The sequence below is a fragment of the Pseudomonas sp. SCT genome, assembly GCF_003864275.1.
GTDB lineage: Bacteria > Pseudomonadota > Gammaproteobacteria > Pseudomonadales > Pseudomonadaceae > Stutzerimonas > Stutzerimonas stutzeri_AE.
In genome coordinates, this window is record NZ_BDJA01000001.1 from 869,607 (window position 1) to 891,158 (window position 21,552).

The 21,552-nt window shown below is 64.3% G+C and carries 25 protein-coding genes; 17 read left to right on the forward strand and 8 right to left on the reverse strand.

Features of this window, described 5'->3' with window-relative positions; genetic code table 11:
• Window positions 1-11: 11 nt before the first annotated feature.
• From BHD08_RS03985 to BHD08_RS04025, 9 genes are all read left to right on the forward strand, one after another.
• A complete protein-coding gene (locus tag BHD08_RS03985) occupies window positions 12-353 on the forward strand; it encodes a cytochrome c (protein ID WP_015275759.1) in 342 nt (113 codons plus the stop codon).
• A complete protein-coding gene (locus tag BHD08_RS03990; protein WP_125020883.1) occupies window positions 350-1,525 on the forward strand; it encodes a cytochrome D1 domain-containing protein in 1,176 nt (391 codons plus the stop codon). The genes BHD08_RS03985 and BHD08_RS03990 overlap by 4 nt, the downstream gene beginning before the upstream one ends.
• Before the next feature lies 1 nt (window position 1,526).
• A complete protein-coding gene (locus BHD08_RS03995; RefSeq protein ID WP_125020884.1) occupies window positions 1,527-1,985 on the forward strand; it encodes an Lrp/AsnC family transcriptional regulator in 459 nt (152 codons plus the stop codon).
• Complete coding sequence (locus BHD08_RS04000; RefSeq protein ID WP_125020885.1) at window positions 1,982-2,494, forward strand: Lrp/AsnC family transcriptional regulator; 513 nt, start codon at window positions 1,982-1,984, stop codon at window positions 2,492-2,494. Before BHD08_RS03995 ends, BHD08_RS04000 begins: the two co-directional genes overlap by 4 nt.
• On the forward strand, window positions 2,487-2,930 hold the full coding sequence (locus BHD08_RS04005; protein ID WP_015275763.1) for an Lrp/AsnC family transcriptional regulator: 444 nt from the start codon (window positions 2,487-2,489) through the stop codon (window positions 2,928-2,930). The genes BHD08_RS04000 and BHD08_RS04005 overlap by 8 nt, the downstream gene beginning before the upstream one ends.
• On the forward strand, window positions 2,905-3,411 hold the full coding sequence (locus BHD08_RS04010; RefSeq protein ID WP_125020886.1) for an Lrp/AsnC family transcriptional regulator: 507 nt from the start codon (window positions 2,905-2,907) through the stop codon (window positions 3,409-3,411). The genes BHD08_RS04005 and BHD08_RS04010 overlap by 26 nt, the downstream gene beginning before the upstream one ends.
• Before the next feature lie 252 nt (window positions 3,412-3,663).
• Entirely contained in the window at window positions 3,664-4,104 is a 441-nt protein-coding gene (locus BHD08_RS04015) for a cytochrome c (protein ID WP_014819180.1), read from the forward strand.
• A gap of 44 nt (window positions 4,105-4,148) precedes the next feature.
• The gene (locus BHD08_RS04020) at window positions 4,149-5,573 is read left to right on the forward strand and encodes a cbb3-type cytochrome c oxidase subunit I (protein ID WP_125020887.1); all 1,425 of its coding nucleotides are present in this window, start codon (window positions 4,149-4,151) and stop codon (window positions 5,571-5,573) included.
• A gap of 82 nt (window positions 5,574-5,655) precedes the next feature.
• Window positions 5,656-7,497 carry a nitric oxide reductase activation protein NorD gene (locus tag BHD08_RS04025; protein ID WP_125020888.1) on the forward strand — a complete coding sequence of 614 codons (1,842 nt, stop codon included), beginning with the start codon at window positions 5,656-5,658 and terminating at the stop codon, window positions 7,495-7,497.
• A gap of 398 nt (window positions 7,498-7,895) precedes the next feature.
• On the opposite strand, the gene BHD08_RS04030 is transcribed toward BHD08_RS04025, so the two are convergent.
• The 4 genes from BHD08_RS04030 to ytfE all read right to left on the reverse strand — a co-directional run bounded on the left by BHD08_RS04030 (window position 7,896) and on the right by ytfE (window position 10,209).
• Entirely contained in the window at window positions 7,896-8,087 is a 192-nt protein-coding gene (locus BHD08_RS04030; RefSeq protein WP_015275767.1) for a hypothetical protein, read from the reverse strand.
• Window positions 8,088-8,154: 67 nt separating this feature from the next.
• Window positions 8,155-8,838, reverse strand: a complete 684-nt coding sequence (locus BHD08_RS04035) for a Crp/Fnr family transcriptional regulator (protein ID WP_015275768.1) — start codon at window positions 8,836-8,838, stop codon at window positions 8,155-8,157.
• A gap of 136 nt (window positions 8,839-8,974) precedes the next feature.
• Window positions 8,975-9,493: a DnrO protein gene (locus BHD08_RS04040; protein WP_125020889.1), complete on the reverse strand. Its 519-nt coding sequence runs from the start codon at window positions 9,491-9,493 to the stop codon at window positions 8,975-8,977.
• Window positions 9,490-10,209, reverse strand: coding sequence for an iron-sulfur cluster repair protein YtfE (ytfE, locus tag BHD08_RS04045; RefSeq protein ID WP_125020890.1), 720 nt, complete (start codon window positions 10,207-10,209; stop codon window positions 9,490-9,492). The genes BHD08_RS04040 and ytfE overlap by 4 nt, the downstream gene beginning before the upstream one ends.
• 148 nt (window positions 10,210-10,357) lie before the next feature.
• On the opposite strand from ytfE, the gene norR reads away from it, so the two are divergent.
• The 5 genes from norR (at window position 10,358) to BHD08_RS04070 (ending at window position 14,748) form a co-directional block, all read left to right on the forward strand.
• Entirely contained in the window at window positions 10,358-11,884 is a 1,527-nt protein-coding gene (gene norR / locus BHD08_RS04050; protein WP_125020959.1) for a nitric oxide reductase transcriptional regulator NorR, read from the forward strand.
• Between the two features lie 73 nt (window positions 11,885-11,957).
• The gene (locus BHD08_RS04055) at window positions 11,958-12,167 is read left to right on the forward strand and encodes a hypothetical protein (RefSeq protein ID WP_015275772.1); all 210 of its coding nucleotides are present in this window, start codon (window positions 11,958-11,960) and stop codon (window positions 12,165-12,167) included.
• A 192-nt stretch (window positions 12,168-12,359) separates the two neighbouring features.
• Window positions 12,360-13,355 (forward strand): peptidase U32 family protein, encoded by a 996-nt coding sequence (locus BHD08_RS04060; RefSeq protein ID WP_125020891.1) that lies wholly within the window; start codon window positions 12,360-12,362, stop codon window positions 13,353-13,355.
• A 14-nt stretch (window positions 13,356-13,369) separates the two neighbouring features.
• Window positions 13,370-14,260 carry a U32 family peptidase gene (locus BHD08_RS04065; protein WP_125020892.1) on the forward strand — a complete coding sequence of 297 codons (891 nt, stop codon included), beginning with the start codon at window positions 13,370-13,372 and terminating at the stop codon, window positions 14,258-14,260.
• A complete protein-coding gene (locus tag BHD08_RS04070; protein ID WP_038656963.1) occupies window positions 14,254-14,748 on the forward strand; it encodes an SCP2 domain-containing protein in 495 nt (164 codons plus the stop codon). Before BHD08_RS04065 ends, BHD08_RS04070 begins: the two co-directional genes overlap by 7 nt.
• Window positions 14,749-14,926: 178 nt before the next feature.
• Here BHD08_RS04070 and BHD08_RS04075 read toward each other — a convergent pair whose 3' ends face one another.
• Together BHD08_RS04075 and BHD08_RS04080 are read right to left on the reverse strand one after the other, a co-directional pair.
• Window positions 14,927-15,313, reverse strand: a complete 387-nt coding sequence (locus BHD08_RS04075; RefSeq protein WP_015275776.1) for a putative zinc-binding protein — start codon at window positions 15,311-15,313, stop codon at window positions 14,927-14,929.
• A gap of 96 nt (window positions 15,314-15,409) precedes the next feature.
• The gene (locus BHD08_RS04080) at window positions 15,410-16,087 is read right to left on the reverse strand and encodes a Crp/Fnr family transcriptional regulator (protein ID WP_015275777.1); all 678 of its coding nucleotides are present in this window, start codon (window positions 16,085-16,087) and stop codon (window positions 15,410-15,412) included.
• 231 nt (window positions 16,088-16,318) lie between these two features.
• On the opposite strand from BHD08_RS04080, the gene BHD08_RS04085 reads away from it, so the two are divergent.
• The 3 genes from BHD08_RS04085 to BHD08_RS04095 all read left to right on the forward strand — a co-directional run bounded on the left by BHD08_RS04085 (window position 16,319) and on the right by BHD08_RS04095 (window position 19,259).
• Window positions 16,319-18,337, forward strand: coding sequence for a ribonucleoside triphosphate reductase (locus tag BHD08_RS04085; protein WP_125020893.1), 2,019 nt, complete (start codon window positions 16,319-16,321; stop codon window positions 18,335-18,337).
• Between the two features lie 74 nt (window positions 18,338-18,411).
• A complete protein-coding gene (gene nrdD, locus BHD08_RS04090) occupies window positions 18,412-18,567 on the forward strand; it encodes an anaerobic ribonucleoside-triphosphate reductase (protein ID WP_003279708.1) in 156 nt (51 codons plus the stop codon).
• Window positions 18,564-19,259, forward strand: a complete 696-nt coding sequence (locus tag BHD08_RS04095; RefSeq protein WP_015275779.1) for an anaerobic ribonucleoside-triphosphate reductase activating protein — start codon at window positions 18,564-18,566, stop codon at window positions 19,257-19,259. Before nrdD ends, BHD08_RS04095 begins: the two co-directional genes overlap by 4 nt.
• 49 nt (window positions 19,260-19,308) lie before the next feature.
• Here BHD08_RS04095 and BHD08_RS04100 read toward each other — a convergent pair whose 3' ends face one another.
• Together BHD08_RS04100 and BHD08_RS04105 are read right to left on the reverse strand one after the other, a co-directional pair.
• Window positions 19,309-20,685, reverse strand: coding sequence for a 4Fe-4S binding protein (locus tag BHD08_RS04100; protein WP_125020894.1), 1,377 nt, complete (start codon window positions 20,683-20,685; stop codon window positions 19,309-19,311).
• Window positions 20,682-21,539: an FTR1 family protein gene (locus tag BHD08_RS04105; protein ID WP_125020895.1), complete on the reverse strand. Its 858-nt coding sequence runs from the start codon at window positions 21,537-21,539 to the stop codon at window positions 20,682-20,684. Before BHD08_RS04105 ends, BHD08_RS04100 begins: the two co-directional genes overlap by 4 nt.
• Window positions 21,540-21,552 lie beyond the last annotated feature (13 nt).

A 21,552-nucleotide genomic window follows, 5' to 3' on the forward strand; every position in this document is an offset into this window, starting at 1 on the left:
CGGAGGACGCCATGACAGTTGCCCGACACGCCGTTTCACGTCTGGGGCTGGCCCTGGCGTCCTTTCTCCTGATTCCCCTATCCCTGGCCGCAGCGCCCGCTGCCGAGCGTCAGGCGAAACTTGACCATCTCTTACTTCAGGACTGTGGCTCCTGCCATGGCCTGCGCATGACCGGCGGCCTCGGCCCCGCGCTGACCCGCGAGGCGCTTGCTGGCAAACCCCGCGACAGTCTCATTGCTACCGTTACCCACGGCCGCCCCGGCACCGCCATGCCCGGCTGGAATGCGCTGCTCGACGAGCAGGACATCGCCTGGCTGGTCGACCGCCTTCTGGAAGGATATCCCAAGCCATGATTCGTCCTTTTCTGCTGCTGGCTGCGGCCGGCCTGCTTGCGGCCTGCGCGCAGCAACCGCTGCGCGGTACCGGTGACCTGGGCGTGGTGGTGGAGCGCGCCACCGGCAGTCTGCAGATCATCGAGAGCACCAACCAGAGCCAGCTTGCCCGTGTCGAGGGGCTGGGCGATCTGTCCCACGCCTCGGTGGTGTTCTCCCGTGATCAGCGTTACGCCTACGTGTTCGGTCGCGATGGCGGGCTGACCAAGGTCGACCTGCTGCGCCAGCGCATCGATCGCCGGGTGATCCAGGGTGGCAACAGCATCGGCGGCGCGATCAGTCAGGACGGCACGCTGATCGCGGTCGGCAACTACGAGCCGGGCGGGGTCAAGGTCTTCGACGCCAATACCCTAGAGCTGGTGGCCGACATTCCCGCCACGCCGCTGGCCGATGGCAGCCGCAATGCCCGCGTCGTCGGCGTGATCGACGTACCCGGTCGGCGCTTCATCTACAGCCTGTTCGATACCGACGAAACCTGGCTGCTGGATTTCAGCCAGGGCAACGAGCCGCAGATCACCCGTTTCGAGGGTATCGGCCGCCAGCCCTACGATGCCCTGCTGACGCCGGAGGGCCGCTACTACATCGCCGGCCTGTTCGGCGAGGATGGCATGGCCAAGATCGACCTCTGGCACCCTGAGCGGGGCGTCGAGCGCATTCTCGATGGCTACGGTCGCGGCCAGCAGAAACTGCCGGTGTACAAGATGCCTCACCTGGAAGGCTGGACCGTGGCCGGCAACCAGACCTTCGTGCCCGCGGTCGGCCAGCACCGGGTGCTGGTGATGGATTCCGAGAAGTGGCAACAGACCGACGCCATCGATGTCGCCGGTCAGCCGATCTTCGTCATGGCACGACCGGACGCGCGGCAGATCTGGGTCAACTTCGCCCACCCCGACAACGGCAAGGTACAGGTCATCGATAGCGAGACCCACGAGATCATCGCCGATCTGGAACCGGGCCCGGCCGTGCTGCACATGGAGTTCACCGCCCGCGGCGACCAGCTCTGGCTGTCGGTGCGCGATGGCGAGGAAATCCAGGTCTGGGATCCCTATACCCTGAAGCTGCTCAAGCGACTGCCGGCGCACAGTCCGAGCGGCATCTTCTTCAGCAGTCGCGCCCATGAGACGGGGTTGTGACATGCACATCGACAGCCTCAGCCGCCGCCTGATCGATCGCTACCAGCACGGCATGCCACTGTGTGCCGAACCCTACCGCGCCATGGCCGAGGAGCTTGGCTGCAGCGAGGACGAGGTGCTCGTCTGTCTGGAACAGCTGCAGGAGGGCGGTGGCCTGTCGCGCATCGGCCCGGTGTTCGAACACAGCCGTGCCGGCGCCAGCACCCTGGTCGCACTGGCCGTGCCCGAAGCACGCCTGGAGCAGGTGGCCGCACGCATCAATGCCTTTCCCGAGGTCAATCACAACTACCTGCGCGAGCATCGCTACAACCTCTGGTTCGTGCTGACCGGGCCGGATCGCCCGCATATCGACAGGCTGCTGGCCGAGATCGAAGCCGACACCGGGCTCACCCCGCTCGACCTGCCGATGCTGCACGCCTTTCGTATCGACCTTGGCTTTCCGCTGGGAGACCCGTCATGACCGGTTGCCTCAACGAGCTGCAGGCGATGCAGTTGCGTCGCCTGCTCGAGGGCGGCCTGCCGCTGGCTGCACGCCCGTATCAGCGACTCGCCGAGCAGATCGGCAGCGTCGAGGAGCGCGTGCTGGAGCAGATTCAGCGCTGGCAGGAAGAAGGGCTGTTCCGTCGTGTTGGCCTGGTGCTCAAGCATCGCGCGCTGGGTTTTCGCGCCAACGCCATGCTGGTGATGGATATCCCCGATGCGCAGGTCGACGAAATAGGCCGGCGGCTCGGCCAGGCGGCGGGGGTCAATCTCTGTTATCAGCGCCCGCGACGTTTGCCGCAGTGGCCCTACAACCTGTTCTGCATGGTCCATGGGCGCGAGCGCGAGCAGGTCTGCCAGCTGATCGAGCGCCTGCTGGCCGACAACGGCCTGAGCGATGTGCCGCACCAGCTGCTGTTCAGCACGCGGGCGTTCAAGCAGTGCGGCGGCCGCTTTGCGCCACCGTTGGTGGAGAACGCCAATGGATGAGTTCGATCGCCAGTTGATCAATCGCCTGCAACATGGCCTGCCGCTGGTTCGTCACCCCTGGGAAGCGCTCGCCGAGGAGCTTGGCAGCACATCCGAGGCCCTGCGCGAGCGGGTACAGGCCTTGCTCGAGGATGGCACGTTGACCCGCTTCGGGCCGATGTTCGATATCGACCGCCTCGGCGGTGCCTTTACCCTGGCTGCGTTATCCGTACCCGAGGAGCGCTTCGACGAGGTCGCCGCGCACCTCACGGCGATGCCAGAGGTTGCGCACAACTATCGCCGTGAGCACCGCTGGAACATGTGGTTCGTGCTCGGCTGCGAAACCCCGCAGGGCATTGCCGAGAGCATTGCGCGCATCGAGGCCGAAACCGGCCTGGCGGTGCTGAATCTGCCGAAAGAGGAAACCTTCCATGTCGGTTTGCACTTCCCCGTCTGATGAAGGCCTGACCCGCCGCCTGATCGAGCTGACCGAGGCCGGATTGCCGCTGGTGGCCGATCCCTGGGCCTGGCTTGCCGATGAGCTGGGGATCGACGTCGATGCGACGCTGGCGCTGCTGCAGCGGCTGCAGGCCGATGGCGCGATCCGGCGGATTGCGGCGATACCCAACCACTACCGCCTCGGCTATCGGCACAACGGCATGACCGTGTGGGACGTCGATGATGGCGAAATCGCGCGCCTGGGGGCGCTGATCGGCGCGCAGCCCTTCGTCAGCCATTGCTATCGCCGGCCGCGCCAGGAAGGCTGGCCGTACAACCTGTTCGCCATGGTGCACGGGCGTGACGCCAGTGATATCGAGGCCTATCGCAACCAGATCCGCGCGCTGCTCGGCGGTGCCTGCCGGGCGAACGAGATGCTGGTGTCCAGCCGCATCCTGAAAAAGACCGGCCTGCGCCTGGCGGGTCAGCGCCGCGCCTGATCTGTCGTCAGCGCCCACGCCGAGGTGCAGTTGCGCACCGTGGCGTGACCTATAGAGCCGATTGCAGCAGCGAATACTGGCGCGTCCAAACCGCCCGAAACGCTGCAGGCCTTGCCCCGCAAGGCTTTGCGTCCTCCCTCCCATCTCCTCATAAAGCCCTACTGCCACGTTCGGGTTTTTCTTGATTGCCATCAAGCAGGTTTCGATAGGCGCCTTCTTAAACTGGCCACGCCAAGCCATGAGGAGGCGACCATGTCCGAGACCTTCACCAAAGGGATGGCCAGGAATATCTACTTCGGAGGAAGCGTCTTCTTCTTCCTGGTATTCCTCGGTCTTACTTACCACACAGAGCAGACTTTCCCCGAACGCACGAACGAATCGGAAATGACCGAAGCGGTAGTACGCGGCAAGGCAGTCTGGGAAAACAACAACTGCATCGGCTGCCACAGCCTGCTCGGTGAAGGCGCCTACTTCGCGCCGGAGTTGGGCAACGTGTTCGTCCGTCGTGGTGGTGAAGAGGCCTTCAAGCCCTTCCTGCACGCCTGGATGAAGGCCCAGCCACTCGGCGCCCCCGGTCGTCGTGCGATGCCCCAGTTCAATCTGACCGAACAGCAAGTTGACGATATGGCGGAGTTCCTCAAGTGGACTTCGAAGATCGATACCAACAACTGGCCGCCAAACAGGGAGGGTTGATTGATGGACGTCTTTGTTTCCGATTTCACTGGAGGGGCCACGAGATGAGCATCATCAATCCGCATCTCAAATTCCAATCGCAGGCCGTTGCCAAACCCTACTTCGTGTTTGCACTGATCCTGTTCGTCGGTCAGATCCTCTTCGGTCTGATCATGGGGCTGCAGTACGTCATCGGTGACTTCCTGTTCCCGCTGCTGCCCTTCAACGTGGCACGGATGGTTCACACCAACCTGCTGATCGTCTGGTTGCTGTTCGGCTTCATGGGTGCGGCCTACTACCTCATTCCCGAGGAAGCGGACCGCGAACTGCACAGTCCAAAACTGGCCATCATCCTGTTCTGGGTGTTCGCCGCGGCCGGCGTGCTGACCATTCTCGGTTACCTCTTCGTGCCCTATGCAGGGCTGGCGGAAATGACCAAGAACGAACTGCTGCCGACCATGGGGCGCGAGTTCCTCGAGCAGCCGACGATCACCAAGATCGGCATCGTGGTGGTGGCCCTGGGCTTCCTCTACAACGTCGGCATGACCATGCTCAAGGGTCGCAAGACCGTGGTCAGCACGGTGATGATGACCGGTCTGATCGGCCTCGCGGTGTTCTTCCTGTTCTCCTTCTACAACCCCGAGAACCTGGCGCGCGACAAGTACTACTGGTGGTTCGTCGTGCACCTGTGGGTGGAAGGCGTGTGGGAACTGATCATGGGTTCGATGCTGGCCTTCGTCCTGATCAAGATCACCGGCGTGGACCGCGAAGTGGTCGAGAAGTGGCTGTACGTGATCATCGCCATGGCTCTGATCACCGGCATCATCGGTACGGGTCACCACTTCTTCTGGATCGGCGCACCGACCGTGTGGCTATGGCTGGGCTCGATCTTCTCCGCCCTCGAACCGCTGCCGTTCTTCGCCATGGTGCTGTTCTCGCTGAACATGGTTAACCGTCGTCGCCGCGAGCACCCGAACAAGGCCGCTTCGCTGTGGGCCATCGGCACCACCGTGACTGCCTTCCTCGGTGCCGGCGTGTGGGGCTTCCTGCACACCCTGGCTCCGGTGAACTACTACACCCACGGTTCGCAGCTGACTGCCGCACACGGCCACCTGGCCTTCTACGGTGCCTACGCGATGATCGTGATGACCATGATCAGCTACGCCATGCCGCGTCTGCGTGGTCTGGGCGAAGCACCGGATGCACGCGCTCAGCGCATCGAAGTCTGGGGCTTCTGGCTGATGACCATCTCGATGGTCGCGATCACCCTGTTCCTCACCGCAGCCGGCGTGGTGCAGGTGTGGCTGCAGCGGATCCCTGCCGATGGCGCTGCCATGTCGTTCATGAATACCGCTGACCAGCTGGCCATCTTCTTCTGGCTGCGCCTGATCGCCGGGGTGTTCTTCCTGATCGGCCTGGTCTGCTACCTGTACAGCTTCCGCCAGCGCGGTCGGGTACCGGTTGCCGCAGCAGCCGCCGCCGCGGCCTGAGACGAGTCGCAATGAGGATCGACGGCCCGGCTGGTAACAGCGGGCCGTTTTGCTTTTTCAGTGCCTGCACGGAGTAACCGCCATGGCCTTTACCATCGAAGTGGAAGAGTGGGTCGGTAGTGTCTGGCACCGCTTCATCACCCGTCGCGCCAACCCGGATTTTCCGGAAGCACGGGTCGATCTCGAGAGCATGCAGCGGCCGCTGTCGCTGCTGTTCCGCGCCATGGGCGGCGCCAGCGGGGTCGGCGTCGAAGCCGCCAGCGCGCGCGATCTGCTGCTCAGGCGCAACCTGCTGCAACAGGTCGCCGGGACCTGCAAGCAATTGCCGGTGGCCTGGTGCGACGCCAGCAACCTGCGGCTGCCGCAGAGCCTGGCGGTCTATCCGGAAGTCTCGTTGAACCAGGATCTCTACCGCTGGCTGGCGCTGCTCGCGGCGCAGGCCGGGCCGATGCGCCACTGGGCGCGTGACAACCAGCGCTGGACCCAGGCAATCCTTGAACAGTTTCCGGCCATGCGCCCGCGCTATCAGCGCCTGGTCGAAGCCCATCTGCAGCTGCGCCCGGACCCGAGCCAGCTGCCCAAGGCCGAGGCCGCGCTGGAAGCGGCGCTGTGCCAGGCCCTGCGCGAGCCGGGCAGTGTCAGCCAGTTTCCACGCAGCGAGCGCGCGCCCTGGCCGCTGCCGCTGTGGCTGTATCCGGCCGACAATCTTGGTGAACCCCAGGCCGCCCAGCGCGCCGAGGAAGGCGAGGGCAATCTGGAAACCCCGCCCGGCGGCGAATCGCGCCAGCGCAAGCGCGCCCGGCGGGTGGACGAGAGCTCCAGCAAGGGCGGTCTGCTGCTGTTCCGTCTGGAGAACCTGTTCAGCTGGTCCGAACACATCGAACTGGACCGCTGCGGCGATGACACCGAAGACCTCGACGCGGCCCGCGTCGCCGAGGATCTCGACGAGCTGGCGCTGTCCCGTCAGCGCATGCGCCAGGGCGGCGGCTTCAAGCTCGATCTGGACCTGCCGGCCGCGGATTTCGACGATGTGCCGCTGGGCGAAGGCATCAAGCTGCCCGAGTGGGACTATCGCAAGCAGTGCCTGCAGAAGGATTTCGTCAACCTGCAGCTGATGCTGCCCCGCGGCGCCGAGGCCAAGCCGTTGCCGTTGCACCTGTCGCCGCTGGCGCGACGTCTGCGTCGGCAGTTCGAGCACCTGCGCAACGACCGCCAGTGGCTGCGCCAGCAACCCCAGGGCTCTGAGCTGGACATGCAGGCCTGGCTCGATTTTCACGTCGAGCGGCAGAACGGTCAGTGCGCCGAGCGCGGCCTGTTCATGGAGCAGCGGCAGAATCGCCGCGACCTGGCCTGCCTGCTGCTGGCCGACCTGTCGATGTCCACCGACGCGCACCTGGACAACGAGCACCGGGTGATCGATGTGGTTATCGACAGCCTGCTCCTGTTCGGTGAAGCGCTGTCGGCGGTCGGCGACCCGTTCGCGCTATACGGATTCTCTTCGCTACGTCGCCAGCAGGTGCGCATGCAGGAGCTGAAGAGCTTCCGTCAGCCCTACGGTGACGAAACCCGCGGTCGTATCCAGGCACTCAAGCCTGGCTATTACACCCGCATGGGCGCCGCGATCCGCCAGGCCACCGAGCTGCTGGGCAACTGCAAACAGCGGCGCAAGCTGTTGCTGCTGGTGACTGACGGCAAGCCGAACGATCTGGACCTCTATGAAGGCCGTTACGGCGTCGAAGATACCCGCCAGGCCGTCATGGAAGCGCGCAAGCAGGGTCTGCTGCCATTCTGCATCACCATCGACCGTGAGGCTGGCGACTACCTGCCGTACATGTTCGGCGCCAATGGCTACACGCTGATCAAGGAACCGCAACAACTGCCGTTCCGCCTGCCGCAGCTGTACAAGCAGCTGACCCAGTCGTAAAGCGCAAGGTGACGGGCACGCGACGGTATCGCAGGGTGGATGTTGCTTTCAGCATCCGCCGTGCATACCGCGCGGTGGGTGGCCACCCCGTGGATCGGTGAGACGCGATCCACCCTACGACCGACGGAATTCGGTGAGTAGGCGGGGGGGTGGCATGTAGGGTGGGTGTCGCTTTTCACATACACCGTGCACACCGTTCGGTGGGTCAGTGGATCGGTGGATCGGTGAGCCGCGATCCACCCTACGACCGACGAGGGTTCGTCGGGGAGGTGGGTGGGTGGCGTGTAGGGTGGATGTCGCTTTTCACGTCCACCGTGCATATCGCTCGATGGTTCGGTGGTTCGGTGGATCGGTGAAACGTGATCCACCCTACGGGCTATGCATTGTCGGGAAGGCCGTCAGAACAGATAGCGCGGCAACCAGACGATCATCACCGCGCAGAAGATGCTCAGGCCGATGCAGAACCACAGGAAGCGCCGTTGCCGGCGCTCCGGTGCACTGTCGGCGTGTTCCGGCAGCGGCATGCCGCAGTTGCTGCATTCGGCTTCGTTCGGCGGGTTGTCCTGTTGGCAGTACAGGCATCTGGGCATGGCGGTTTCCTCTTGGTCGGTAGAGCCTGACACGGGGGGAAAACCGCGGGCTTTGACGACAATCAACTCACTCGAACTGCTCGAGCCGCTGGCGATCGAGGATGGCGATCTGCCGACCTTCCTGGGTAATGATGCCCTCGTCGATCAGCCGGCGGATGATCCGTGAAAAAGTTTCCGGCTGGATCGACAGGTGCCCGGCGACCAGCTGCTTGGCCATCGGCAGTTCGAAGCTGTTGCCTTCATCTTTCGCGCGCGCCAGTTGCGTCAGTAGATAGCGCACCACGCGGTGCGTGGCGTTTTTCAGCGACAGCGTCTCGATCTCGTTGATGCGCTGGTGCAAACGCACGCAGAGCTTGCCGAGCAGGGCGAAGGTCAGGCGCTGGTTGGCTTCCAGCAGACGCATGTAGGCCGCGTTGGAGAAGCGATAGACCTGGGACGGGCAAACCGCCTGGGCCGAGGCCACGTAGTTGGGGGTATCCATCAACATCATGGCTTCGGCGAAGGTCTGGCGGTTGCCGATGACCTCGAAGACCTTCTCCTGACCGTCCGGTGTCAGGCGGTAGACCTTCACCGCGCCGGAGATGACGAAGTAGAAGTGGTGCGCCGGCTCGCCCTGATGGAACAGGTTGTCGCCCTTGTCGAGATTGAGCAGCTGGCTGGCATTGAGCAGCTCTTCCATCTGCTCTTCGTTCAGCGGTTCGAACAGGTGGTGACTGCGGAGGATCTGGTGGTGTACGCGGTGAAGCACCATGCAAGGCGTCCTGTTTCAATTGAACAATGACAACAAACGTCGGCCTTCAGCCTAGCGCATGTGGTGAGGATGGCGCAGGCCAGACCTTGATGATCGTCAAGGTCGGACCGATAAGGGGTGGTAGCTGTTCACAAGATCAATGCAAATGGGCGACGAAGCCCGCACGCCATACCGGCTCGGCGAAGATCCGTGGATAGCGTTCGAGTGCGTCGAAGATCCGTTGCAGGCCTTGCTCGCGCTGCTCGGTTTCCGACAGGGCTTCGGCGCCCTTGAGCAGGTCGATCAGCAGGCCGTGCAATGCCGCGTCAGCCGCTTCCGGCAACTGGCAGTTGGCGATCAGGTAGCTGGTGGCCGCCTCGATATCGCGCTGCAACGCCGCGGCTGCCTCGTCGCTGAGTGGCTGCCGTGGATCGCTCGGCGTGCCGCGTTGCACGGCCTCGTGAACCCGCGTCATACCTTCGCGCAGGGCTTCGTCGGTGGCCCAGCGCTCGGCCGGCGTGGATTGATTCGCAGCGGCCGGGGCATGGTGGCTGTGGTCGTGGCCAGTCGCCGCGTGGGCCGTGCTGACAACCATGCTCAGTGCGAAATTACTGGCCAGGGCAACGACGGAGGCCATTGCCACACCCCAGGCGATCGGTTGCAGATACTGCTTCATGGACGGACCTCCTCGGCGCTTTCGGTGGCCTGCGCGGTGGGTATTCGCGCAGGCGCCTCGGCATTGCGGAACAGCACGTTGTTCTCCAGATGGATGTGTTGCATCAGGTCGCTGCGCATTTCCTCCAGCCCGCGATACAGGGCGCGCCAGGTATTGCAGGCATTGGCCGGCGGGGTAATGTCATTGGTCAGCGCCGCCAGCCGCTCCAGCGCGTTGCCATGCTCCTGATGCTCATAGCGCATGACCGATATCGGCCCCTGCGCCTGCGGGAAGCCCATGCCGCGCTGCAGCATCGGGAAGAGGATCTGCTCCTCCTTGAGCATGTGACTCTCCAGCTCCTGCTGCATGTTCCACAGGTGCTCGGCCAGGCCGTTGGGGCACTCCGGGCGGCTGCCATGCACCTGCTCGACCCGACTGGCCAGGCGAATCAGCTCGGGGAACTGGTCGCGATGGCGCTCGTGAAAACGCGCCAGGATGTACTCGATCAGCTGGCCGGCCGGCGCGGTACGCCAGTCCTGTTCGTCGGCGTTCGGCTCGAGCGCAAGCAGCGCAGCGGCGATGGTTTCCGGATCGACGCCGATCCGCTGTGCGGCTTCGCGCAGCGGTAGGTCTCCGCCGCAGCAGAAGTCCAGGCGATATTGACGAAATACCCGTGTTGCACCCGCCACGGAGCATGCGAGGTTGCCGAGAGTCTGGTCGATAAGTGCGGTAGTCATGCGCAACAGTCCTGGTGAATGTATCGGGACCATCGCAACAGACGTGCCAAGCGGGGAGCGGCGCAAACTGCCGACTTCGGCAGGTTGGTGGTGAAAAAAACCCGAAGCGGTTATGGTGAGGAAAACCCGGAGGGTAACTCGAACCATGATGCTGGCTGACGCACTGCTTGCCGACCTGACCACCGAACTGCCCAACGCCGTGCGTCTGCAGCGGCTGGTGCACACCCTGCAACAACGCTTCCGCTGCGGTGCGGTGGTGCTGCTGCGGCTCGACGAGGACAGCCTGCGGCCGTTGGCGGCGGTGGGGCTGGCGCAAGAAGCGCTCGGCCGGCGTTTCGTCATTGCCCAGCACCCGCGGCTGGCGGCGATTCTCTCGCAGCGCGAGCCGACCTGGTTCGAGCCGGACAGCCGCCTGCCGGACCCTTACGACGGCCTGCTCGATGCGCATATCGGCGAACCGCTGCCGGTGCACGATTGCATGGGTGTCAGCCTCTACGTCGAGGGCAAGCTGTGGGGCGCGCTGACCCTGGATGCGCTGCACGCCGGCACCTTCGATGACGATGCCCGACGCGACCTGCAGCGTTACACCCTGGTGATCGAGGCCGCCGTTCGCGTGACCCGTCTGGAGCACGAGAACCGCGGCTTGCGCCTGGCGCGCAGCGATGTGATGGAAACCACGCTTGATCACGGTGATGGCGAAATCCTCGGCCAGAGCGATGTCATCCGCGAGCTGCTGCGTGAATTGCAGGTGGTGGCCGACTCCGAGCTGCCGGTGTTGCTGCTCGGCGAGACCGGCGTCGGCAAGGAGCTTTTCGCACGCTGGCTGCATCGGCATTCGCGGCGGCGCAACAAGCCGCTGGTGCACGTCAACTGCGCGGCACTGCCGGAGTCCCTGGCCGAAAGCGAACTGTTCGGCCACGTCAAAGGTGCGTTCTCTGGTGCTACCACCGATCGTCCCGGTCGTTTCGATGCCGCCAATGGCGGCACGCTGCTGCTCGATGAGGTCGGCGAGCTGCCGTTGACGGTGCAGGCCAAGCTGCTGCGTACGCTGCAGAACGGTGAAATCCAGCGCCTTGGCGCGGACAAGCCGCGTCAAGTCGATGTCCGCATCATTGCCGCGACCAACCGCAACCTGCGCGAGAGCGTGCGCGACGGCCATTTCCGGGCCGATCTCTATCATCGGCTGTCGGTTTATCCGGCACCGATTCCACCCTTGCGTGAGCGAGGCAACGATGTGCTGATCCTCGCCGGGCACTTCCTCGAGCTCAACCGCGCGCGTCTGGGCCTGCGCAGCATGCGTCTGTCGCCGGCCGCCGAGCGTGCGTTGCTCGGTTATTCCTGGCCAGGCAACGTGCGTGAACTGGAGCACGTGGTCAGTCGCGCGGCGTTGCGCCTGCTCAGTCGCGGCGCGTCGCGCAGTGAAATCCTCACGCTGGAGCCTGACCTGCTGGACCTGGACAGTCATGCCGTCGGCGTGACGGCTTCACAGGTGGTCGAGGAACCAGTGATTGCCGACGAGGTGCTGCCGCTGCGCCACACTGTGGATGCCGCCCAGCGTCAGGCCATCGTCCGTGCGCTGGAGGCCAGCGGCGAGAACTGGGCGCAGGCTGCACGTCTGCTGGATGTCGACCCTAGCAACCTGCACAAACTGGCACGACGACTGAAGCTCAAGTAGCGCCCGTCGGCCCGCGAGAGTCGCGAAGGCCGCACCATGGTCTAACCTCACATCACCACGTGAGGAGAGCCTAATGGCCCTGGACCAGAACCAATTCGAAGCGCTGCTCAGCGAGGCGCAGACCTTTGCCGAGCGCGCTGTCAGCGAAAACAATCCGCTGCACTACCGTGACGCCTTCGCCGCGAGCCTCAAGGCCATTCGCTTGCTGGGCGAGGAGTCTGGTGCGTGGCGGCAGATGGTTGCTCGCGCCACCGAGGAGTTCGAGGGCGACGAAGGCATCTGAGCCAGCAACGGCGCTGCCGGCGCATGTCCCGCTGCTGCGTTTCGTCGCAGTCGCGACGTCCGACCAATCTTGACCCCTATCAATGCTGGCCACTGGTCAGCTGCCTAGACTGCCGGCTGTTTTCCGTTCAGCCGAACGACCGCCACGCCATCGGTGCGTGGCGCGCATGTACCCGAATGTCTAGGAGTTGTCATGCACCTGGTCTGCCCGGCAGGAAGCCTGCCCGCGCTCAAGGCCGCCGTCCAGCAGGGCGCCGATGCCATCTATGTCGGATTTCGCGACGACACCAATGCCCGCCATTTCGCCGGTCTAAACCTAGATGAAAAGCAGCTCGACAAGGGGCTGCAGCTGATTCGCGAGAAGGGCCGACAGCTGTATATCGCCGTCAATACTTACGCCCAGCCGGAGGGCTGGAACCGCTGGCAGCGTGCCGTCGATCAGGCCGCCGACATGGGCGTCGATGCGCTGATCGCGGCCGACCCCGGCGTGCTCGGCTATGCCAGCAAGCGCCACCCCAAACTCAATCTGCATCTGTCGGTACAAGGCTCGGCAACCAATGCCGCCGCGCTGGGTTTCTATCAGGAGCGTTACGGCATCAGCCGCGCGGTGCTGCCGCGGGTGCTCTCGCTCAAGCAGGTCAAGCAGGTCGCGGCAAGCAGCCCGGTGCCGATCGAAGTGTTTGCCTTTGGCAGCCTGTGCATCATGGCCGAAGGTCGTTGCCACCTGTCTTCCTATCTCACCGGCGAATCACCCAACCTCTGCGGCGTCTGTTCGCCGGCCAAGGCGGTGCGCTGGAGCGAGGAGCCGGAAGGACTCACTTCACGCCTGAACAACGTACTGATCGACCGCTACGCCGAAGGCGAGTCGGCCGGTTATCCGACACTGTGCAAAGGTCGCTTCATGGTCAATGGCCAGCGTTTCCATGCGCTGGAGGAGCCGACCAGCCTGAACACTCTGGATCTGATTCCGGAGCTTTCCGCCATCGGCGTCACCGCGATGAAGATCGAGGGCCGCCAGCGCAGCCCCGCCTATGTCGAGCAGGTCACCCGCGTCTGGCGCGCCGCGCTGGACAGCTACCTCAAGGCACCGCAGCGCTATGCGGTCGAACCCGGTTGGCGGCAGGTGCTGGATGGCCTTTCCGAAGGCTCGCAAACCACTCTGGGTGCCTACCACCGGGCCTGGCAATGAATGAGGAGCCACGCATGAAACTCTCTCTCGGCCCGGTGCTGTTCTACTGGGATCGCCAGCAGACGCTGGATTTCTACGCGAACATGGCGGAGCAGCCGCTGGACGTCATCTACCTCGGTGAAACGGTGTGCTCCAAGCGCCGCGCGCTGATGCTCGACGACTGGCTGGGCCTGGCCCGTGATCTGGCGGAAGCCTCGTCGGCACAACTGGTGCTGTCCGGCCTGACGCTGGTCGAGGCGGCTTCCGAGCTGTCCAGCCTGCGCCGTCTGTGCGACAACGGCGAACTGCTGGTGGAAGCCAACGACATGGGCGCGGTGCAGCTGATGTCCGAGCGCAAGCTGCCCTTCGTCGGTGGCCCGGCGCTCAACCTCTACAACGGCCATGCCCTGGCCGAACTGGTGGCCAGTGGCATGAGCCGCTGGGTGCCGCCGGTGGAAGCCTCCGGCAGGCTGATCAAGAGTGCCCGGGCGCAGCTGCAGGAGCTCGACGTTCCATTGCCGGAGATCGAAATCTTCGCCTACGGCCATCTGCCGCTGGCCTATTCGGCGCGCTGCTTCACCGCCCGTGCCGAGAATCGGCCCAAGGATGATTGCCAGTTCTGCTGCCAGAACTACCCCGAGGGCATTCCGCTGCTGAGCCAGGAGGGCGAGGCGCTGTTCACCATCAACGGTATCCAGACCATGTCCGCGGCGGTCAGCAACCTGCTGGCCGACTATGCGGGGCTGGTCGACAGTGGTGCCGACCTGCTGCGTCTGAGTCCGCGTGCCGCCGGCATGGAAGATGTAATCGCTGCCTTCGATGCGGTGCGCAAAGGCGCACTGCCGCCGCTGGCGGTGGATGGCTGCAATGGTTATTGGCATGGCCAGCCGGGCATGCTGCGTGCCGAGGAGGCCGGATTATGCTGAACCCACGAGCTCATCTGGTGAATCTTGGCGGGCGGTTATTGCCGCTGGCGGCCAAGACCCCGTTCCTGTTGCAGCGCCTGGCGCTGGAGCGCAGCCTGAATCAGGTTTTCGCCGAAGCGCTGAGCGACGGTGCGTTCGATGTACTCGATGGCCACTGGATGAGGCTCGAGGTTGCCGACCTCGGTCTCGCCTGGTGCCTGACCTGTGAGCGCGAGCAGCTGCGCATCGCCGCGCAGGCGCCGGTGGAGGTGACCATCCGCGGCAACTGGCGGGAGTTCCTCCTGCTGGCCAGCCGTCAGGAGGACCCGGACACGCTGTTCTTCCGCCGCCGGCTGGTCATCGAGGGCGACACCGAGCTGGGTCTGGCGATCAAGAACCTGATCGACAGCCTGGACCCCGATACCTTGCCGAGCTGGCTGTGGAAGCTGTTGCAGGGGGCCGGTGAGGAAGTCGCTGCGGCCGGTCGGGCGCAAGCAGCAGGCGCCTGACACAGCGGTTGCTTGCACCGATTAAAGCGGCTGCTTTCTTTTTTGGTCGAACCACGCGCTGCGCCTCAGGGCGGGGCGCTGGGGTTGGATTCCATATGGATGCGTTCAGGTCAGTGGCGAGCGCTGCATCTCGTCACGTTGGGCTAAGCGCATCGCGCTGCCGTTGGTTCCAGCTATGTCAACCGACGTGCATCTGCATGCGGTCGCTAGCAATGATGTCCTTCATGTCCTCGAACAGCGCGGTGATCTCTTCCTCGCTGCAGTCTTCCCGATAGCGTTTGCGCAGCCCGTAGCTGCTGAGAGTGATGTGCACGTCCGGAATGACGCCATGCTGTGCCAGGCAGGCGCGAGCGCAGTGCATCGGGCAGCCGTCGATAGCCAGGATCGGCCGGCCGGAATTGGCCTTCTTCACCAGTGCAGCGACGCGACCGCCTACCCCGGCGATGCACGACATTTCCGCCAGTCCGGCACGGTCGAGGCGCACCGCCAGGGTGTTGGCCAGTTGAGCGACATTCGAACAACCGGAGCAGGAATAGACCAAGGGCAGGGGCGTGGTGGGGATCATCGCGTTCTCCTGGCAGTGGTGTGACGCGGGCTGTTGAGGGCGCGCGGGTAGCCGACTTCGACAGCCATCAAGAATGACGAACAGCTGTGCCGCAGCTCACTCGTCATAGGCGGCGAGCTTGCGGTTGTCGAGAATCTCGATGCGCCGGCGCTGCACGGAAATGGTTCCGGCATCGATCAGTCGATGCAGGATGCGCGAGAAGGTTTCCGGCTGGATGCCGAGCTTCGATGCGATCAGCCGTTTGGGCACGTCGAGCATCACCACGCCACTGTCGTCCTGCTGCGATTGCGCGAGAAAGCGCACCACGCGATGGCTGGCATTGGCCAGGGTCAGCGTGTCGATCTCGGTCATACGCTGGTGCAGGCGGATGCTCAGGGTGGCGAGAATGTCCAGGCAGATGTCCGGGTGCTGTTCGAGAATGCGCCGGTAATGCGGGCCGTTCAGGCTCGCCACCAGGCTGGCCTTGAGTGCTGTCGCGCTGACCGGGTAACTGGGTGTGCCCTTGAACAGCAGGGCTTCGGCAAAGGATTCTCCGGCACGCATCACCTCGACCAGCTTTTCCTGGCCGTCGCAAACAACGCGGTGCAGCTTGATCTGTCCGCTGAACAGGAAATAGAAGCGGTCGGCCTTGTCGCCCTGATGAAACAGCGACGCCCCGGCCGGCAGGCGCTTCAGGTTGGCAGAGGTACACACCTCCTGTAGCGCAGCCTCGGGCAGTCGGCTGAACAGATGGTGGCGGCGCAGCTCGGCCACCAGGGTTTTTTCGGTGAGCATGTGTCCTCCCCCGGACTGAACCGGGTTTTATCAGCCTGCATCCTAGGAGGCAGGCATCCGGCGCTTCCTTGATCAGGGACAAGTCTGCCTGTCATGGCAGGTGAGGGCCGTTTGGCAGTCGCTTGGGCAGGCTTGACGTTGGTCAATTCGGTAACTGGGTTACGCCTCTAAAGTCACACCATATTGTGTTTGTTCTGAAAAAATACACTACATATGGTTATGGAGGCGTTGATGCCCAGGCAGGCAGAAGTGGCAAAACCGGTTTCGCTGCGCAAGCGTGACGGACGGTTGGCAGCATTCGAAGTGGACAAGATCGCCCGTGCGATCGCCGCCGCTGGCGCGGCGACCGGCGAGTTCGAGGCCGCAGTAGCGCAAGCGCTGGCCGAGGCCGTCCGCCTGCCACTGGCGCATCGCACGGCGGTCGAAGTCGAGCAGGTGCAGGATGGTGTCGAGCGCGCGCTGATGGCCGCCGGCTACTTCGATACCGCGCGTGCCTACATCGTTTACCGCGAACGCCATGCGCGGCTGCGCCGCGATCGCAAGGCGGTGGTTGACGTGGCGACCTCGATGAACGAGTACCTCTCCCGCGAAGACTGGCGAGTACGCGCCAACGCTAACCAGGGCTATTCGCTCGGCGGGCTGATCCTCAACGTGTCGGGCAAGGTTACTGCCAACTACTGGCTGGACGAGGTCTACAGCCCCGCAATCGGCACCGCGCATCGCGAAGGCGATCTGCATATCCATGATCTGGACATGCTCGCCGGCTACTGCGCGGGCTGGTCGCTGCGCACGCTGCTCAATGAAGGCTTCAACGGCATTCCCGGGCGAGTCGAGGCCGGCCCGCCGAAGCACCTGTCCAGCGCGCTGGGGCAGATGGTCAACTTCCTTGGCACGCTGCAGAACGAGTGGGCCGGCGCGCAGGCATTCAGCAGCTTCGATACCTATCTCGCGCCGTTCGTGCGCAAGGACCGGCTGGGTTTTGACGAGGTGCGCCAGGCGATCCAGGAGTTCATCTACAACCTCAACGTGCCGTCGCGCTGGGGTACGCAGACGCCGTTCACCAACCTGACCTTCGACTGGGTTTGCCCGGAAGATCTGCGCGAGCAGATTCCCTATATCGGTGGCGAGGAAATGCCCTTCGCTTACGGCGAGCTGCAGGCCGAGATGGAGCTGATCAACCGCGCCTATATAGAAGTGATGCAGGCCGGTGACGGCCTCGGTCGGGTGTTCACCTTCCCGATCCCGACCTACAACATCACCCACGACTTCCCCTGGGACAGCGAGAACGCCGAGCGCCTGTTCGAGATGACCGCGCGCTACGGGCTGCCGTACTTCCAGAGCTTCCTCAATTCGGACATGCAGCCGAATCAGGTGCGCTCGATGTGCTGCCGCCTGCAGCTGGATGTGCGCGAGCTGCTCAAGCGTGGCGGCGGGCTGTTCGGTTCGGCCGAGCAGACCGGTTCGCTCGGTGTGGTAACGGTGAACTGCGCGCGGCTGGGCTATCTCTATCGTGGCGACAAGGCGGCGTTGCTCGAGCAGCTGGATGTGCTGCTCGACATGGCGCGGCAGAGTCTGGAGGTCAAGCGCAAGGTCATCCAGCATCACATGGACGCCGGTCTCTACCCGTACACCAAGCGTTACCTCGGCACGCTGCGCAATCACTTCTCCACCATTGGCGTGAACGGCCTGCACGAGATGGTGCGCAACTTCACCGACGACGCCGAAGGGCTGCAGACCGCTGCCGGCCGGGCGCTGGCGATCGAGGTGCTCGACCATGTGCGCGCACGGCTGGTGCAGTTCCAGGAAGACACCGGGCACCTCTACAACCTCGAGGCGACGCCGGCCGAAGGCACCACCTATCGCTTCGCCAAGGAAGATCGCAAGCGCTTCCCCGACATCCTCCAGGCGGGTTCGGCCGAGGCGCCGTACTACACCAACTCCTCGCAGCTACCCGTCGGTTTCACCGACGACCCCTTCGAGGCCCTGGAGCTGCAGGACGAGCTGCAGTGCAAGTACACCGGCGGCACCGTGCTGCACCTCTATATGGCCGAGCAGATTTCCTCGGCCGAGGCCTGCAAGAAGCTGGTGCGCAATGCGCTGTCGCGCTTCCGTCTGCCGTACCTGACAGTCACGCCGACCTTCTCGATCTGCCCGGTGCACGGCTATCTCGCCGGCGAACACGAGTTCTGCCCGAAATGCGATGAGGCGCTGCTGCATAAACAACAGGCCGAAGCGGCCCTGGCCGTCTGATCTGCGATCCCATGTCACGCCGCCCCAAGAGGAGCGGCGCCGCATACTTAACCCTCAGCAAAAGGAGCGTCACCATGAACCCAGCCAGCCAACTGCCCCAGGACCAGCGCCAGCGTTGCGAAGTCTGGACTCGTGTAATGGGCTATCACCGCCCGGTTACCGCGTTCAATCCGGGCAAGCAGTCCGAGCATCGCGAGCGCCTGCATTTCACTGAAGCAGCGGCGCGGTGACCGCAGCACTTCGCGTCGGGGGGCTGGTCCCCCTGACCACGCTGGATTTCCCCGACCATCTGGCCTGTGTGTTGTTCTGCCAGGGTTGCGGCTGGCGCTGCCGCTACTGCCACAACCCGCAGCTGATCCCGGCCTGTGGCAACGAGGAGAAGCCCTGGTCGGAGATCCTCGCCTTCCTCGAACAACGCGTCGGCCTGCTTGAGGCGGTGGTGTTCAGTGGTGGCGAGCCGACCCTGCAGACCGCGTTACCCGAGGCGATCGCCCAGGTGCGGGCGCTGGGCTACAAGGTTGGCCTGCACAGTGCCGGCATCAAGCCGAAGCTGTTCGCCAGCATCCTGCCGCTGGTGGATTGGGTCGGTTTCGATATCAAGGCGCTACCCGAGCACAGCACGGCGATCACCGGTGTGGATGGCAGCGGCAAGGCCAACTGGAAGAGCCTCGAGCATCTGCTGGAAAGTGGCGTCGAGCACGAGTGCCGGACCACCGTGCACTGGCAGCTGTTCGACGCCGATACGCTGTGGGACATGGCGCAGCGCCTGCGCCGACTGGGTGTCGAACGCTTCGCCGTGCAGTGCGTGCGCACCGCGCGCATGCTCGACGACAACCTCGCCGAAAGCCGCGCACCCTACGACCAGCAGCGCCTGTGGGAGCGCCTGGATCGACTGTTCCCATCCTTTGTGCTGCGTGGATAAAGCCGTGCGGGGTGCTGTAACGGGCACCCCATTCAAGACCTGATCGACCTCAGCTCCAACCCCAGAACTGCAACCACCAGCCGTAGCCCACCAGCGCGCAGCCGGCGTTGACGCAGGCAAACGCCAGCAGTCGGCGCAGGCCGTTGCCGCCGTGACGGCTGATCACGTTCCAGGCCAGGTACAGGCTCCAGAGCACCGCACCGATCAGCAGTGCAGCGCGAGCCGGCTGTGCCCAGGCCAGCAGGAAGCCCTCGTAGCGCAGCAGCTTCACCGTAGTGGCGGAAAGGCCGAGGAACAGCCCGGCGCCGCCCAGCGGCACCAGTGCCAGTGCCAGGTGCTGGAATACGTTGTCGCCACGGCGCATCACCCGCACGGCGGCACGCAGCAGCAGCCACAGCGCGCCACCGACGAGCAACGAGGCGCCGAAGATATAGGTGAGGATCGCCGCACCATCGAGCCAGGTGAAGGCATCGTTGGCCTGCGGATAGTGGGTCAGCAGCCACCAGGGCGCGTTGGCTTCCAGCGGCCAGAAGATGTCGCGATCTACCAGCCATTCCGCCGCGGCTTGCTTGAGGGTGATGAACCAGGGGCTGACCGTCCACTGGAAGGCGCCCATGGCCAGGCCGATCATGCCGAACAGCAGCAGCGTGCTGTCCCAGTGATCGCTTTGCTGCTGACCGCCGACGATAAGGATTTCCGAGTTGGGCGAGCGGGCGCTTAGTTGCACTGCGCCGCGCTGGCTGCTGCAGCGGCCGCAGGCGTGGCAATCGGAATTGCCCTGCATGCGGCGGATATCGATAAGCGGGGCGCAGTTGGGCGTCGGCAGGTGAGGTTCACGATTTTCCAGCCAGCGCTGTTCGTCGACCTTGTAATGCAATGGCGCCAGCCGGGCGAGCAGGGCAAACACGCCGCTGACCGGACAGAGATGGCGACACCAGACGCGCTTGCCGCGGCCGTAAAGAAAACCCACCAGCATCGCCGCGACGGTGGAGCCACCGAGGATCAGCAACGCAGCCTGGGCGTAGTCATAGACGCTGATCAGCTGGCCATACACCGTGGTCAGGATGAAAGCGATCGTCGGCCAGCCACTCCAGCGTACCCAGCGCGGCGTACGTTTGTTCAGCCCGCGCCAGCTGATCCATTCGCTGAGCGAGCCTTCGGGGCAGAGCACGCCGCACCACAGACGGCCGAAGAAGATCATCGACAGCAGCACGAAGGGCCACCACAGGCCCCAGAAGATGAACTGCGCCAGTACCGTCAGGTTGTCGAGCATGCCGGCCTGGGCCGGCGGTAGATCGAGAAAGGCGGGAATCACCAGCAGCGTCAGATAGAAGCCAACCACCAGCCATTGCAGCAGGCGAATGGCCTTTGCATGTTGGCGCAGCAGATCACCGAGTCGCGCCAGCCACGGCGCCTGGGCGATCATGCCGGCCTCGCAGCGAGCTGCACCTGTGCCCGGGGTTTGAGCCAGGCCCATGCGGCGAGCCAGTACAGGCCCAGAACCACTGCGGCTGCCAGCGAAGGCATCGACCGATAGCCGGTGAGACCGGCGATGGTGCCGCCCAACGCGCCGCCGTCATCCAGCAGGGTTGAGGTATCCCAGAGCGGATCGCCGAACACGGTGTAAAGCACTTCCGGTACATCCATGCCCATCAGCTGGCCGCTGAAACGATCCAGCGCAGCCATCAGCAACGCGCCGCCGAGCAGCAGCAACATCACCTCGCTGATCTGGAAGAAGCGCCGCCAGCTGACGTAGCGACTGCCGGCCTGCAACGCGGCATAGCTGAGCAGAGCGAGAGCGAAGCCCAGCACACCGCCGATGACGAAACGGGTGAGGTCCAGCCCTTGCTGCTGGTTACCGATGCCATAGAGGAACACCACCGTCTCGCTGCCTTCACGACCGACGGCGAGCATGGCCAGCAGCAACAGGCCGAAGCCGCTGCCCTGGCTGAGCTTTTCCGCGGCGCTGTTCTGCAGGCTGGTCTTCAGCGTGCGGCCATGCTGGTGCATCCAGCCGACCATGTGCAGGATCAGCATGCTGGCTACCAGCAGCATCGCGCATTGGAACCATTCGCCACCGCTGCCAGCCAGCCAGTCGCCGGCCTGCAATACGCCCCAGCCCAGCGCAGCAGCCAAGCCGAGGCCGGCAGCGACACCGGCCCAGAGCATGCGCAACGCATTGCCCGCCCCCGGTTGCTGGCGCAGCCAGGCGTGCAGGATGCCGATGACCAGCAGGGCCTCGACGCTTTCGCGCCAGACGATGAACATGGATTGGCCCATGGATATGCTCCTT